This is a genomic window from Spirosoma panaciterrae DSM 21099, assembly GCF_000374025.1.
GTDB lineage: Bacteria > Bacteroidota > Bacteroidia > Cytophagales > Spirosomataceae > Spirosoma > Spirosoma panaciterrae.
Window position 1 is genome coordinate 25,543 of record NZ_KB893204.1, and the last position, 16,224, is coordinate 41,766.

The following is a 16,224-nucleotide window of genomic DNA, read 5'->3' on the forward strand; positions in this document are numbered from 1 at the left end:
ATTGAAAACTCGGGTGGATCAATCGTTGAGCAACCAGCAAAAAAGGTCAAAAAGTACTCAATATGAGCGATTTGCACTTATAACATAGTTGACAACGATTTCAAATATACAAATCAAAACAAAACGGACAATAAGGTGCCTGACAAAAAGAGGAAACGCAATAGACCATGGCGCTAAAGTTATTATCCGGTAAAATCGGCCCCTGAAAACCAGAATACAGGCCGATGAATATCTTCTACCCGAAAGCTTATCGCGTAAGTGAGTCGGCGTTAAATTTCAGGTAAACCGAGCTAGTACACCTTCCTATTTTCCATTCGTTCTTGAAGAGTAGTACTTTATAGCGGCCAGCATAAACAAAAAAGACCCTGAATATCAGAGTCTTTCCATAGAAAGGGTGCATAGCACCTTATCTTCGCTTAGCCAATTGTTTCATCACCAGTTTCCGCAGCTCATTCACTTCAGCTTTAAGTTGCTGATTAACGACCTGTTGTTTTTTGTCGCTTTCTTCCAGGTGGCGGTTATTCTTTTCCAACTGGATGCTGTATAGGGTTAACTCTTCTATTTTCTTCAGCAACAAAGCGTTCATCTTGGCCAGTTCAATCCCTTGTTCGGCCATTTCTTCAGCCGAAGGAATTTCGGGGAGATGGTGATTCTGGCGGATGAATGTTTCCACCGATGTCAGTGACCGTAGTGGATAAGTATGCGTAAAAACAATATCGGCCCAATCGTTCGGTTGATTTACCTGAAGCCGATAGCCTGCTTTTACCACATCGCCCTGTTCGTTGACGGTTAAGAATTGATTCGTTGAACGAGCCGATGGGCTTTTGTCAGTTAAATGCGTGAGTCGGAGGCCACTGGCATCAGACGTTTCGCTGACCACCTCCAGCCGGGCCATGGGTGCCGATGTGCCGATACCGACATTAGCCTTATTCCCTAAAACGACCGCGTTGCTTACGGCCACCAGCGCATCCGCTCCAATAGCGGTCGCATTGATCAGAGGCTCACCATTATCGGCCAATACCCCAGCCTGTGTACCTAAAAAGGTATTCCGGGAGCCTTTATCGTCCTTTCCCGTATTGTAGCCAACGTATACATTATCGTCAGAATTGATCGAAGACGGTCCGGCTTTATTGCCAATAATGGTATTGTTTGAACCAGTGGTGATACTGCGCCCCGCGTTAACGCCGAAAAAGGTATTTCCTTTACCCGAGGTAGTCTGGAAACCAGCCTGATAGCCAACAAACGTATTTGAATCGGCGATGGCGCTGTATCCAGCCTGATAGCCAATAAACGTGCTCCGCTTTCCTGTCTGATTTGTAAAACCAGCTTTGGAGCCTAGCATGACATTACCATCTACTGTATTGTTAAAACCAGCACTGTCGCCGACCATTACATTTTTATTCCCAGCCTGATTCTTGTTGGCGGCTCTCAAACCGACCGACACATTGTTGGAGCCGGTCGTATTGCTCAGTCCATTCGCGATACCTAAAAAGGTATTACCTACGCCTGTTGTATTGAATGACCCCGTATTACTGCCCATAAAGGCATTACTATCTCCGGTGGTATTGTTATATCCGGCCGAGTTCCCAATAAATAGGTTACCGAAACCCGTCGTGTTTGTATAGCCAGAGTTATTACCGATAAATACATTTTGAGACCCCGTCGTATTGTTCAGACCGGCATAGGCACCGATAAACGCATTGAAGTTACCCGAAACCGTGCTATAGCCGGCATTGATACCAATCATGGTGTTATTCAGGCCGACGGTGTTGGATAAACCGGCATTGCTCCCTAAAAAGGTGCTTCCTCCGCCGGTAGTATTGGCCTGACCGGCCGCATTACCAATGAAGGTATTGCCAGTACCTGTTGTTGTGTTTAGCCCGGCATTATAACCAAGAAATGAATTCTGGTAGCCTGTTGTCACATTACTTCCCGCTCCAAACCCTACGAAGGCATTCTGATAACCTGTAGTATTGAGGCTTCCCGCTCCTCCACCCAGAAAGGTATTATTGGCACCCGTGGTATTGGCCTGCCCAGCCGAGCTTCCAAAAAAGGTGTTGTTGGAGCCGGTTGTGTTGCTATTCCCGGCCTGATACCCAAAATACGAATTACCCGACCCACTTGTATTGGCATACCCGGCGTTGGCTCCCATAAATGTGTTTGAGAAACCAGTGTCATTTGAATAACCTGCGTTATTCCCAACAAATGCGTTGTTAAAACCAATTGTATTGGTTCGTCCAGCGCCATTTCCTACAAACACGTTGAAGCTGGCAGTAAGCGTAGAGAAGCCTGCCTCATATCCCACGAAGGTATTACGATTCCCACTGGTCAGAGCCTGACCGGAAAAAGACCCGAAAAACGTATTATAGCTGCCTGTCGTATTCGAGGTTCCCGCTCGGTTACCAATGAAGGAATTATCGACACCAAGTGTATTGAACTTACCGGCAGCACTGCCTATAAACGTATTTTCGTTTCCTTGTGTATTCGTCTGACCTGCCTGAAATCCTAAAAAAGAGTTGTTGCTCCCCTGCATTGATCCATTACCTGCCGAAGGCCCAGCCAGGGTATTGTAAGAACCAGGTAAAGAGGCATTGGCCGAGTTAGCGACATAGCTATTCTGCGCCAGTAACGTTTTCGTTGAGAGAAAGAGAAGAAAAGCTGGTAGAATTATACGCATACTGAAATAGGTATTAGTATACATAGATTATGAAAACTACTTAACAGGGGAACTACTCCCTGTTAGTGTAACTACAAGCAAACATCTCGCCAAACCTGTATTCAGATTTCGTATTTTCGTAAATTAACGATGTATCCTTGCCCAGCTAGCGATTTAGTAAGTAATAGAAGCCGATTTTATTATTTCATCTATTTGAAGTTACTCATGACAAATAAGTAGTCTACTTTAATAAATTACAATTTTCAAGATTTTTGGCGCGGTTTTAGCTGTATATTAGTCTAATACTCCTTTTAATAGACATTAATCTATATTTTACATTATCTATTAAATGGTAACTTTTGCCTTATCTATACAATAAATAATAAACAAAGTAATCGTAACATCCTGATATGGCCTTCGATACATACATAACAGCCACTAACTCAGACTTCACCCCTGATACGATTACCTATGCTACTTACTCGACAGCTGCCAACACGGACTTTACGCCCAACACAACGGTAAATGTCCAGATGATTGTCGCCAATCCTGATCTATTCACACCGGCGGTTCAGTGGAGTAATAACAAAGCACGCATTGTAAACACAAAACAGCCCGATTTGGGTGGTGGTGAATATATATTTTACTATATCGGTGGAATGCCTGCTGTTACAAGCTTACCAACAACCTACGATTTTCGTCCCGGTGATAGTATCTCGATCATCATGGGTATTGCCAATTTACCCAGTGCGCCTTATAACTGGACACGAAAAGCCTATACCCAAATCTTTTTAGGCACAGATCCATTGCCAACAGACCCAGCGGTGCTTCCTTACAGAGTGACCCGTCCGCCCTGGCTGGCCCCAACCGACATCTGGATACCAAGGGGTATGAAAGAAGCCCCCACCATGACGCTGCCCGACAACCGGGTGTTTACTATTGTACAGAAGCGTACGGATATTACTTCTGAGAGTATCGTTTCTGCCAGAAAGGGCGGAGTATTGGCTATTATGGATAGTTCCCTGAGCAATGGCCAGCGGGTAAACTGGACACACAGCATCAACCTGGCCATCCCCGGAGCCCCCGGACCCTATACCGGAACCGAAGCCGGAGCCTATCCCGGAAAAAGCCTCAGCACCGACGACATCAACCGGGCCAGCAACACCATCCCCTGCGCCCTCTTCGAGGCCAACGAGATTCAGGAAGGCGCCTATGGCATGCCAGACACCTCGCCCCAGTACTCGGCCTGGTACGAAGCCCGCAGACGAAAATATGCCGACCCTACCCTCAACTCGCTGGGCATTCCCTACCGGGATTTTGGTACTTATGGCGGTACGGCCAACTACAATGGCGATCCCTGGAACTACCAGGTGCCTGGAGGAGGCAACACCATGCCCACAGATAACCTCTTTAAGAGCAAGATTCTGTCGGTAGATGGTGCCCGGCAAACCTGCAACTATTTTGCCATTCTGAAAGACAAAGGGGTGGGGGCCATCATCAAGCACTATGCCGATACGCCCGACTACGCCAGCCGGTATTACAACAAAGCGTTTGCGGCCGAAGTGATGGTCAAGGGTATGGATGAGACCCGACCCGGTATTGCCCCCTCCAAGCTCATCTACCTCGACTGGGGAAAAGTAGAAGGACTTGGTTCAGATAATGTAGCCTTACACAATGGATATCATTATATCCGGCAGGTAGGCAATCTGGGCGCAATTAATACGGATCGACATCCGCAGGTAGACTACGACTGGCAGGTAGGCAACATCTTCTGCATTGGCTTCTGCCGCACCATCGGCTACATGGTCTTCGACGTCCGAAGTCAGTACGACCAGTTCGGTACTAACCCCAATGAGGTGAAAGCAGGTGACCCGAATGCGGGCCCTGGCAACTGGACCTGGCAGCCCAAAGTGGCCAACACCCCGGCCCCNATCACCTCGGCNGGCTACCCAACCGANCCCTGCCGCTGGCACGATGCGGGCTTCGAAGCCGCCTACTACTATGCCCAGTGTGCCCGCACCGAAGGCACCCCCTGGCAGTACTGCCGCTATCAGTTCAAGGATAGTGGGGTGTGGGTCGAACCCAAGACCGACGGCACCACCATTCTGGAACATGCTTCGGCCTTCGACGGGCCGTATGTCAACACGCCCAATGCTCGTCGGGGGCGTCCCGATGCGATGTATCGCATCAAGGAGAACGCAGTCGACGTGTGGGTCTTCGATCCCAGCCGGGGTAAGCACAACTACGAGACGGTGATTCTCAACCCGGTCCCCAATGTGATGATTGAGGTGAATCTGCAGGGCAGCAAGCTGGCTTTATTCAACACCGTTCAATTCCTTTTTTGACCCACCAAATCCCTTATTAAATGAATAGTACATCATAGAAAATGACTACAACCAGAACATAAACTAGTATGGCAATCGGCACACAACTTGTCAGAATCCGTCGCACCAGCGATGGGCAGGAGATTTATCAGGCAACGACGACGCGTGACACCGACGTCTATCCGCTCACCAGTGCGGGGCAGGCAGCGTTTGAGGCAGCGGCAAGTGCGGGAAGTTTTACCCTTACAGTAGATAACGGCGCTATAATACCAGCGGGAACTCGCCCCCCGCTTATCAAACCGGGTACGGGACCTGGGGCGGCTTTCTCACAAAAAATACAGGCCGAAGATGCAACAGGTACAGGCACTTATATCGGCCAGTCTGGCGACAATACCCTGAAAGGCCCTTATAGTTCAAGCAGTGATTACCTGCTCTATGCCATTACCGATGCGCCAATCACAGCCTCTAACTATACGTTAGCTATCCGTTACCAAACCAACTCTCAGACACCGGGTACAGCTACGGTCATTGTCAATTCAACTACGACAATCGATTTCCCGCTAGAAGGAACCGACGGGGGAAAGCGCACCTATACAATGGCTATTTCATTGAATGCAGGGAGCAATCGAATACGGATACAAGGCAAATCGGGCACCTCTTTTTATCAGGACTATATCGTTGTTACGCGCCCAGCCAGTTGACCACCATATAGAATTGAGTACAATGTTCCATCGATTAATGCCTTAGAAGAATACGGCTTTCTCCTATAGCAACGACCAAAATCAACGTTTCAAATTTGGGTCTTTCCAATAAAAATGGGTTATGCTACTTCAGCATAACCCATTTTATTACGTACCAGGAGCGGGAATCGAACCCGCACGGGCGGCTAGACGAGACATTACCTTAAACATCTGTGAAACAGCAGCTTATTAACAAAGCACATTAGTAGCCAAAAGCGCTAATCTGCGAAGCTTAGTAAGATTTGTTTCGGTAATGTTTCGGTAAATTTTGGTAGTAGCTCGGTTTATGGCAACTTATTCACCTACTGGTCGCAACCTCATCAATGCGTTTACATTCACAGCAGAGATTAATCATAAGCCCAAGGCAAACGGTAATCACGCCCTTTTCCTAAGAATAACGGAAGATCGAAAGATCAGGCGGATTTATACAGGTTTTGACATCCCCAAGAAAGATTGGAATCCCAAAAAGAAAGAAGTCCGTCGGAGCTATCCTCTGCATCGAGAGGTAAACAGCCGAATTGAGGAACTGAAAGCGCAGGCGATCACCATCAAAGCAGAGGTAAGAGGGGCAACGGCTTCAGTAGTGTTCGACCAAATGAAGGGAAAGTCTTCAACCTCCTTCTTTGCCTTTGCCGATGCGCTGACACCAACGCAGGCATATAATACAGGGCGTAACGTTCGCTCTGAGGTAAACAAATTCCGGCAGTACGTCAAGAACGAGAATCTTGCCTTTGCTGACATCTCTACGCCGCTTCTGTACACCTATCACGACTGGCTAATCAACGTCAAAGGAAACAGCCTTAACACAGCAAATACAGCCCTTACCAAGCTGCGAACGGTCCTCAGTAAAGCCATAGAAGCTGGACTGCTTAAACGCCAGGATAACCCCTTCCTGGGCTTTAAGATGAAAGAAGCTAGGCTGGAACGAGTCCGATTAACCGAACGAGAATTACAGGTGTTCAGCGAGATCGAGCTTCCCGTCGGTTCGCTGCTGTGGCATACACGAAACTACTGGATGTTCGCTTACTATGCGGCAGGTATCCGCTTTAGCGATGTGGCTTGTCTGCGGTGGTGTAATATTAATGATGGCAGGTTGTCGTATGTGATGCGAAAAACCAAGCATATTATTCAGCAGCAACATAGCATCCAGCTTCCCAAGCAGGCAGAAGCGATCCTTCAACATTACGATAGCTCTGAGCGCCGACCGGAAGCACTGATCTTCCCTATCCTTAACCCGAATCGGAACTACTTGTCCGATGTCGACATGCTGAAAGAGATTTCGCGGAAGAACGCCCTCATCAATAAATACCTCAAGCTAATCTGTGGTTTGGCAGGTATTAATAAAGCGGTATCCTTTCATTCCGCACGGCACACCTTTGCCGATCTGGGACGCAGGAAAATAAAGGATGTATACGCGATCTCGAAGCTTCTGAGGCACTCCAAAATCAACATTACCGAAAAGTATCTGAACGATTTCGATACCGAAATTACCGATATGGCTTTGGACAAGTTATTCGGTAATCATTAAACAACTAACCTTAATCAAAAACAAGATGGGAAAATCAAAGAAAACAACGGCAAAACCGACTGCCATGGAGTGTATCCAACACCAGGCGCTGCAATTCGACAGTCAACTTTGGTCGAAACCGTACCTGCGTGATATGAACCGTGTAACATCCGAGTTATTGGAACACCTAGTCAAGTCAGGATTAGCAAAGACTACGCTCGAAGACATTACGCCTAAAGTACTTTCGGAGTTCCTAAATAATTTCCGCTCATCCGGTCGCTACTACATGAATAAACGGCGTAATCTCTCAGCTTTATTTCGCCTTTTGATGCATGCTGAAGACTTACCCGCCAATCCGGTGGCTCGTACACTGCCAATGAAAACGAAAGAAATCCTGAATGAAGCATTTACTCCCGAGCAGCTTATGCCTGTTCTAAACCATCTGAAAGCCAGCCACCCCAATCTTTACCTTTGCGCCCTCCTCACATACGGCACCCTGCTTCGTCCACACCGGGAAATTCGTCTCCTACAACGTAAGGATTTCGACGCTACTTTTGACTTTATCACCCTCTCAGGAAAAGCCACTAAATCCGGTCGCATTCGTAAAGTACCAGTACCCGACTATATAAAAGCCTGCTTAATTAGCCGGGGCATTGAGTCAATAGCCCCAGAAGCCTATATTGTTACGGGTACAACTACCCCAGTTAATGCAGACTATTTCCTCACTGCCTGGACGCGTCAAAAGAACATCATGCTTCGAGAGAAGATTATTCTACCCACTCAAACCCTCTATAGCTTTCGCCATTCAGCAGCAGTGTACTGCTTCACCAACAAACAGAACTTAAGGCTTCTACAAGGGCTTATGGGGCATCAAACGCCAGACGTGACCATAAAGTACTTACGGAGTTTGGGATTCGCTGAAACAAGCAGCGTTGATGATTTACCCCGTTTACCTGGACACTAAACTTGGTGTTCGATATGACATCTTGGCAAGGAGTTCCGGCTTAAAAATCGTAACTTTACAGTACGTAACGGCTGCTAATCGAAAGTCCTTTCGATACCCGTTTACACTCCCATAGGCTTCTTTGCATGGCGTATCCTACAGCGCCTATCCCCACCTTTCTGACATGAAAAATTACGTTAGTTATCCCTATAAACGCCCGACTCGGTTTGACGATGGGGGCGTAACGCCCTACCTGGATGAAGCAAGTAGCGGTCTTTCATCGGCTGTAGAAGGTGCCATGTCCGGAGCTGCTCTGGGACCTGTCGGCGCTATTGCCGGAGGACTCATCGGCTTTTTCTCTGGTCAGGCGAAAGGCAAAGCTGAAGCTGATCAACGAGCAGAGAGACTACGCCAGCAGAAAGAAGCCGACTATACCAACAAACTTGCATTGGCACGTACAACCCTTTCCAACTACCCGGTTTCGGGTATGGTCAGTAGCCCGTTTCTGATGGGCGAAGGTGGACCAGTAAAGGGTAGAACATTAGCGGAGGTAAACGTCCGTGGTAAGCGTAATCCTATTGTTGTCAATGATCCCAACGACCCACGCTTAAGAGCATACAGGGATAGTTTAGCTTTGTACGAGAAAGGTAGAGCCTTCAAAGCACGCTTCTACAACGAGCCGGTTTTTAATACCAATCGGGAAGCTGCTGATTTCAGCTTTGCCTTACGGCAGGAAGCATCTGATTTAATCCGCAAGTCCAGAATCAAACCAGTGAGTTATCAGGGGCTTCCAGGCGTCGACCAGCCCAACGGAACCTACACCGTCGGCTGGGAAGCTCCGGTTTACAAAAAGCCAACGCAGCCCGTTCTGTTTGATAAGGTTAGGCGGCATATCAACTACGTTGCGGAACCGATCATACTTGATCGTAAAATCGCTTCACCGAATCTGCTGGACAGGATTGTGCCACTGCCAGTACAGGTTGCCGAACCACCCGAATCAACTGACGCTTCCAATAAGTTCGTATCACCTCCTCAGAATAATGGGGAGCTTTATAGTGATTACGTTCGGCGCGTGCATGACTTACGGGTAAAATACACGAAAAGCAAGATGGGTAAGGGTGGTTATCTCCCTCATCCACTTTACAAAGCCGAGGGTGGCGAGGTTATTCAACATGCACCCTATGACATCCCTCAGACTGATAGCCGAGGTACAACTGAGCCGCTCAGTAGTAACACCTCGCTAATTATTGGTGATAAGCACTCCGCACCATCAGGCGGTATAGGTATGAGCAATACTCAACCAGCACGTATATTCTCTGATCAACTACTGCTGCCCGCTCACTTAGAAGCTCAACTCGCTCTCTTGTAATCATACGCTTTTCAAGCATTAGGTTGCTACCTCTGCAATTAAGGCTTTTGCAGGGACAAGCAGCGTAGGTATACTACATTGATGCCCACTGGCTATAGATTATCATAGCCTAAATACATATGATATAAAAGTTGAGTATGACAAGAGTCGCCACTTCGCTTTATATAATTTGACGTAGATTGTCTGCCACTGGAAAGAGTTGCAAAGGTGATGCGGAGACTGTACGGATTGACACGCGAACAATTTCACTTTTTATTATTATAAATAAAAATGCAAAAAAATGCACAGACTATGATAGGGCTGCCTGCTTTAACTTCCTATACTTTTGATCTTTTACAAATTTATATCCTCTCATTACCTTTGGCTCTCCAGCAATTCCGTCAATGATTAGCTTCTCTGCCACTGACTTAACTTTTTGGTCAAGAGCATTACTCTTAGGTTTTCCAGGCAGCAGAATACTTTCATGCTTGACTAGCGCAGTATTCAGAATTGATCGAATAGCATCGAGCAGCTTATCCCAGCATTCGGTAGATAAAGTTGGCTCCAACTTTGCAGGTATATATTTACCGTCTTCTGTTTGAATAGCATTACTAATAACCTCCTGTCGGCAGGCATTTATGGATTCGCTCAGCTGTAGGAATGGTCTTGCCAAAAGCGATGATGATTGCTTACTCTCTGCAAAAAGAATTTCCAACTTGCCCAAAGGCTTTATCGACTTGGCAGTTTGCCTTGCATAGCTTTCAGCAAGTTGGTATATAGCCTGATTAATTGATGCCGACTCCTCATACAGTCTATCAATTTCACCTTCAATTTTCCCATTAGCTTTGGCAAATCTATATTTCTGTCTGATTGAGGGGTCTTTCTTTGACGGACCTAATTCGTATAATATGTTACCGATTGCATCAAAGATAGTTGATGCAGCAGAAGACTTGCTATTAGGCGTCAGCTCCATTAATTGGCTAGGTAGATGTTTCCGACCCTTCAAAGAAATTATTTCAGCTTCTTCTATCCATACAGCTTTAAGCGTACAGTTAGTAAACTGATTATTGATAGCCAGCCAAAGCAATAGTGGATAAAGCTGCCTGCCTTCGGAGTAGTATTTCCCCATCTTGTAGCTACTGTACTCTGACAGAATAAAGTCGTACAAACTTGTAAACCCGAAGTACTCTGTATGATCTTTAGATAGGCTTGTTGAGTTACGTTTATCCTGCTTTATTACACTGTTAATAAACTCTGAATAAGATGTTTCATAATTAGCATACACTTCACGAAACTCATTAAAAAGTTCATGTTCCTGTTGATAAGGGCTACAAAAGAGGTTTTGTTGTACACGTTTTAGCCAAGACTTTGCTTCATTATCAACCTCAGCATCTGCCGAATCAATAATATTTTCGAAGGGTGGAGTAAATACATGAATCTCCCCCCCGTTTCGTAACCGTGCTAAAGACTGTACGATGGCGATAAAGCCACTGGCGAAAATACCATATGCATTTTTATAATCGCCTTTACCGTTACTATCTGGAATTGAACCGGGCAATATTACGATCAGAGTTGTCTGGGCGTTGTTCATATTAATGCCCGTAGTGAAAGTGGTGCCGATAGAGTGTTTATCTTCAACGAATTTGTCGGTAGTCTCACCTGTCAGTAGGGCTGGCTTCAATTCACTAAATAACTTCGCTAGTTTTTTCGAGTCTTTAATAGGCTTCGCTAGCTTTTTATGAGCAGTCAAGATATGGATTCGATGATTTTTCTGCTTACTCTCTCGAATTATACGTTGTAATCCATTTTCGAGAACATCTAAACTATCATCTTTATAGTTGTCAGTACAGATATGTAAATGCAGTTCGGCTTGTTTAGAATTTTTATGTCGGTCTGCCTGATAGACAACAATCTTTCGCTTGGTAAGGAAGGAAACTGCTTTGACTACCTCAACTGACTCACGGGTAAAGGTGGCACTGGCAATGAATATTTTTTGAGTCAGTTCAGGTCCGATTTTATAAAGATTAGATAGCCTCAAGGTGCTGTATATATTGGGCTTTTCATGGGTTTCATCCAGAAATAGGACGATTTTCTTATCAAGATGCTTAAGACGCCCTAATAACTTCTCCTTGAAGTCTGCTCGACGGTTTGATTGTAACTGATAATTGCTACCACCACTACCTAATAAAAATTCAGGGGTCATTAGGTAAATGTTAGCAGATAGTGCATCGTCTGTTATGTCATAATCTGAAAGCGGTTCCTTTGCCTTTGTACAGTTGTATATTTTGGGTAGGCTATGACCCTGCTCCTCAGCCAACAGCTCAATCCCTGTTTTATTTTGCTCCAAAAGGCGCTTGAAGGGAGCCACATAGAAAATGATGTATTTATCATTCTTAGCCAAATACCTTATCATATACTCGTGGAGTAGCCGAGTCTTGCCTTTGCCAACCTGAAAATTGAGGACGGTGGTATCCCGTGTGTCTAGGTCCAAACCTGATAACTCAGGCTGACTTGCTAAGTATTTATCTGGGGAGAGTTTAAGGTTGTTAATCGTTACTTTAGATTCACCATCCGGCTTCCATAAGTCATCCTCGAAGTGACTTTGCTCAAGCTTGAAATACTTAATCGAAGGTGACCTGGAAAAGAAGGTGGACGGTATCTCGATGGGTTGAGGGAGAGTATTATCGTGTTGGGGCATCCGATTGCTTATGTCAAGGGTATGGACAGATGCATAGCGGATTTTCGAGGTGCCGTACCACAAACAAAAACCCCTACCGGAGCCGCCATGAGTCTGTTTGCGCGCAGAACCAGCCAGCTAACCAATAGGGGGTGCCTGAAATCAGGCTATGAATTAGGTATTAGTGCTAATGAGGACTGTAGACTCGAAGGGGTATTCACTGGTAATGCGCGCATTACAAAGATAGTGCTTAAACGGCTGATTTACAACGATTCTTTCAGTAAAAATAACATATACGTTAAGTAGGGATGTTCTATCTGATACTTTACTGTACTTCACACTATCTACTGATTTAATGGAATTAAATTCAATAAAAACGAAGGCTACTGAACTCGTTGAATTAAAGGCACGGATAGAATTATACCGGAAAGAATGGCAGGAAGTGGCTAAGCCGCTTTTGATAAAAACCTTATCCTCAGTGGCAGAAGAAGTCAAGATCGGTTGGATTATCCAGACCGTTACTGCCATCAAAAATTTAGAAAATGTTAATATTCAATTTCTAAGTCAGCCTTCCGGAATCAGAAAAGATGACAATATAAATCATAGTCACAGACACTATAGTAAAGAGGGAGCAAGTTTAATGTTTGCTCAAACTGTCAATGGCGAAATATTGGTAGTTGTTACTTATCCATTTATTGAAGAATGGATCGCTGAAAAAGAACCAGAAACTATTGCTTTTGTAAGCCCAAATCAGATCACAGAGAACTTTATCCTTGCCCAGGTAGAAAGATTTCTAGATGAAATGATCAAATGGGAAAAGTCTGATTCTGTCCAGAGTCGCATAGGATTTTGATTACTTGCTTATGATACCCTTTTCGCAACGCTACGGCTTTACACCTATTCGTCAATCCTTGCAAATTAATAGCATGGATGAAGCTCTAAAGAATGGACTATGGAATGCATATTATTTATTTTATGTAAATCCAGTCAATGAGAAAATGGATTCAAGTTCAGTTGATGAATTCATATGGACTGAGTTTCTCAAAAAATCGATTACCACATTCGACAAATATGATTTCGAAGACGATATACAAGAATGGTACTCAAACGAAGCTGATTGGTTTGAAGTTTACAATTTTATTGAGTTCTGTCATTATATATTAAAATTTAAACTTGAATTGGCAGAAATAACGAATGCGTACGAAAATGAATGTAATCGTATTCTTGAGCGTGAAATGTCTGCATATCGCTTTATCGACGGTCTACTAACCCGTATAACTTCCGAAGTAGAGATTGAAGCGATAGAAACTGCAACTCAAAATTCTTCCGACCGCTGGAACCCTGTTACTCAGCATCTGCGTACGGCTTTAGCTTTATTTTCAAACCGCCAAAACCCGGATTACCGTAACTCAGTGAAAGAATCTATTTCTGCTATAGAATCGGCTTGTAAGATTATCACGGGGGACGATAAGACTACACTTGGTCAGGCTCTAAAGGTATTAGAAAATAATAACCAGATTCACCCATCGCTTAAGGCTGGATTTGATAAGCTATATGGTTATACGTCTGATAAGGGCGGGATACGCCATGCAATGTTGGATAGCATGAATCCTGTCACATTTGATGAGGCTAAGTTTATGTTAGTAGCCTGTTCTGCCTTTTCAAATTATTTGCAGCCTCATTTATCACCTATAAGATGAGTTTCGTTAATTGAAAAACTACCTAATTCGGATTAGCTAGTTTTAGGCGTATAACACCGTATTTTCGTGAAGCACTTGCAAAGTTTCGCTGAAGGACTTTTGGTTTTAGGCGATTAAATAAGAAGTAATATATTAAAGGCTTTTTATTGGTACTGAAAGCTTAGTAATTAATGGTAGCACCTGAAAACCTATTCTGCATAGAGATTGACTATGTTAAAGAATCTGAAAATCCATCTAGGGTTTTTAAGTGTATGTCTATGCTTATAGACAATATTCAAGAATTAGACCAATTGCTCCTTCAATCCATAGACTCAAATCTTAAACCTGTCTTATTGCTTGAAGACGTAAAGGAAGGGTCTTTAAGAGCATGGTTAACTACTCTGCTTCGTGAAGTACCAGATGACGGGCTTAGAACGTTGGATTGGAAGCCACTTATCGGGCAATATTTAGTCAAGGCTAAGTACTTTATGCTTGAATACCTCAATGGTAGAGATGAAATAACTAATAAAGAGGAGATAAAGGAGCTTCAACAAGGCTTAATAACTATAGCAAAAGAAGCAGGAATTAGTGAATCAACTTATTATCTTCCGCCCAATACTCAAAAAATAATTAAAGGTGTTGGGTTATTAACAACGCCTTTAAATCAACTTAATAAGCAAGACAGAGTAAGGTACTTTACCAAATCAGATGAGGAAGGCGTACCATTTAATATTGAGTTTAATTACTCTCCTGATAAAATAGAAGACTTGCTAGTAAGAGAGATAATTGAATCTACGATAACGATGATTCTAAAGGTCAAAAAACCTGATTATTTAGGGACGTCCATGTGGGTTTTTAAGCATGGAAAACGTTCTATCGAGGCTAAAATATTGGATATTAAATGGTTAACTAACTTTCAAAATAGGAAGGTTGATATACGCCCTGGAGATTCTATTCGTGCTTCGGTCCATACAAGCGTTCGATATGGGTTTGATAACGAGGTAGTATCAGCTGTTCATGAAGTTATCGAGGTAATTGATGTATTACCTGCCCCACCTGTAAGTGATCAACAAACATTAATGGATTTGTTAAGAAATTCAGAAGGGCAAATCGATGATAACGATGATGACGACGATCTTATATAAAGTTAAGACCTGCGGTTCACCTAAGCTGGTGAAATTGCTTATTAACATTTTTCCGTACTATTTAGAGAAAGTGAAATTACATTGACAAGGATACAAACGGATAATAAAAAAAAGAGCGCCAATTACGCTTAACCGTTTAGAATTACAAGCATCAAGGATATTATAGACAAAAACCCTGCTGACAGATTACGTTCAAAGGTTATAATTGACAGGAAGTACACAGTCCAATCTACATATTACGAAGGACTGTGTACCTATTAACTTTTCTACAACTAAGTAAATTATAAAGCGTATTCATTTCGTCTCCGCAAACGTTTTGCTTGCCGATCAATCTTAGTTTTTACCTGGCGATCTGGCTCAAGCAAACGGCTGCTGAATAAATCGCCTTGAAACGAATACTGACTTGGTTGTGATGGATTTGTACACATTGGCTTTTTAGGTTTTACTCGTGTACCGGGATAGCAATAGGCTACCTTGCGGTGGATATGATGGTGAATCGACCGGTTATGTAACCGGATGGCTAAATGCACCAGAGACTGGTGAGGGTATTGATGGAAGCCGAAGATCACCTATTGCCCGAGGAGATCAGGGTGGTAGAAAATTGAGCACTAACAAGCGCTAAGGATGGAAGTGCAGTTCATTCCCCCTTGAACTGGCGCCATTAATCGTAAAAAATTGAGATTATGTACCCACTCGACAGGAAATGATGCCGGGGGTATGTCGACTTTGCAGATTTGAGCGGGGGGTCGATTGAAGGTGGTGTTTGCGTAAAAATTTTTTGGTAATTTTTGGGAAATTAGTTCTTGCTACCATACAACATCTTAACCAAATCTCCACAGAACTATGAGCCTTCTCATATTCATTTTTCTTGTTATAACCATAGTTATTATCAAGTTCGTATATGACACTTGGGGTGGTCCCGTTTAGCCGGACACTTTACTTATGAGAGTTTGACAAAACAGTTTGATAAAATTGGTTTTCAAAGTCAATCGGTGAACGGTAGCCTAACGACGAGTGCAGCCGACGCACGTTATAATACCCTTCAATATAGTTAAACAACTCAGCACGGGCATCATCTAGACTCATAAAACAGCCATCCTCCAGCAACTCGGCTTTTAAGCGTCCCCAAAAAGACTCAGCATGCGCGTTTTGATAGGGATTATCAGCTTCCGCCATGCTTTGTAGACACTGCCATTTAGCGAGCC

General features: G+C 44.1%; 10 protein-coding genes. 7 read left to right on the forward strand and 3 right to left on the reverse strand.

Annotation, left to right across the window (positions count from 1 at the left end):
- Window positions 1-406: 406 nt before the first annotated feature.
- Window positions 407-2,677 carry a beta strand repeat-containing protein gene (locus B153_RS0124650; RefSeq protein WP_245564939.1) on the reverse strand — a complete coding sequence of 757 codons (2,271 nt, stop codon included), beginning with the start codon at window positions 2,675-2,677 and terminating at the stop codon, window positions 407-409.
- Window positions 2,678-5,069: 2,392 nt separating this feature from the next.
- On the opposite strand from B153_RS0124650, the gene B153_RS0124660 reads away from it, so the two are divergent.
- From B153_RS0124660 to B153_RS0124675, 4 genes are all read left to right on the forward strand, one after another.
- Window positions 5,070-5,681: a carbohydrate-binding protein gene (locus B153_RS0124660; protein WP_020599420.1), complete on the forward strand. Its 612-nt coding sequence runs from the start codon at window positions 5,070-5,072 to the stop codon at window positions 5,679-5,681.
- Window positions 5,682-6,006: 325 nt separating this feature from the next.
- Complete coding sequence (locus B153_RS0124665) at window positions 6,007-7,248, forward strand: site-specific integrase (protein ID WP_020599421.1); 1,242 nt, start codon at window positions 6,007-6,009, stop codon at window positions 7,246-7,248.
- 25 nt (window positions 7,249-7,273) lie between these two features.
- Window positions 7,274-8,191, forward strand: coding sequence for a tyrosine-type recombinase/integrase (locus B153_RS0124670; RefSeq protein WP_020599422.1), 918 nt, complete (start codon window positions 7,274-7,276; stop codon window positions 8,189-8,191).
- A gap of 163 nt (window positions 8,192-8,354) precedes the next feature.
- Window positions 8,355-9,539, forward strand: coding sequence for a hypothetical protein (locus tag B153_RS0124675; RefSeq protein WP_020599423.1), 1,185 nt, complete (start codon window positions 8,355-8,357; stop codon window positions 9,537-9,539).
- A 289-nt stretch (window positions 9,540-9,828) separates the two neighbouring features.
- On the opposite strand, the gene B153_RS0124680 is transcribed toward B153_RS0124675, so the two are convergent.
- Window positions 9,829-12,216, reverse strand: coding sequence for a DEAD/DEAH box helicase family protein (locus B153_RS0124680; RefSeq protein ID WP_020599424.1), 2,388 nt, complete (start codon window positions 12,214-12,216; stop codon window positions 9,829-9,831).
- A gap of 334 nt (window positions 12,217-12,550) precedes the next feature.
- Here B153_RS0124680 and B153_RS0124690 point away from each other — a divergent pair, with 334 nt between their 5' ends.
- The 3 genes from B153_RS0124690 (at window position 12,551) to B153_RS0124700 (ending at window position 15,019) form a co-directional block, all read left to right on the forward strand.
- Window positions 12,551-13,048, forward strand: a complete 498-nt coding sequence (locus tag B153_RS0124690) for a hypothetical protein (protein WP_020599426.1) — start codon at window positions 12,551-12,553, stop codon at window positions 13,046-13,048.
- 10 nt (window positions 13,049-13,058) lie between these two features.
- On the forward strand, window positions 13,059-13,895 hold the full coding sequence (locus tag B153_RS0124695) for an AbiJ-NTD4 domain-containing protein (RefSeq protein ID WP_026262430.1): 837 nt from the start codon (window positions 13,059-13,061) through the stop codon (window positions 13,893-13,895).
- A 170-nt stretch (window positions 13,896-14,065) separates the two neighbouring features.
- Complete coding sequence (locus tag B153_RS0124700) at window positions 14,066-15,019, forward strand: LAPAL motif-containing putative phage structural protein (protein ID WP_020599428.1); 954 nt, start codon at window positions 14,066-14,068, stop codon at window positions 15,017-15,019.
- Window positions 15,020-15,955: 936 nt separating this feature from the next.
- On the opposite strand, the gene B153_RS35820 is transcribed toward B153_RS0124700, so the two are convergent.
- Window positions 15,956-16,224, reverse strand: a 269-nt coding sequence (locus tag B153_RS35820) for an integrase core domain-containing protein (RefSeq protein WP_157634831.1), incomplete at its 5' end; no start/stop codon positions are given.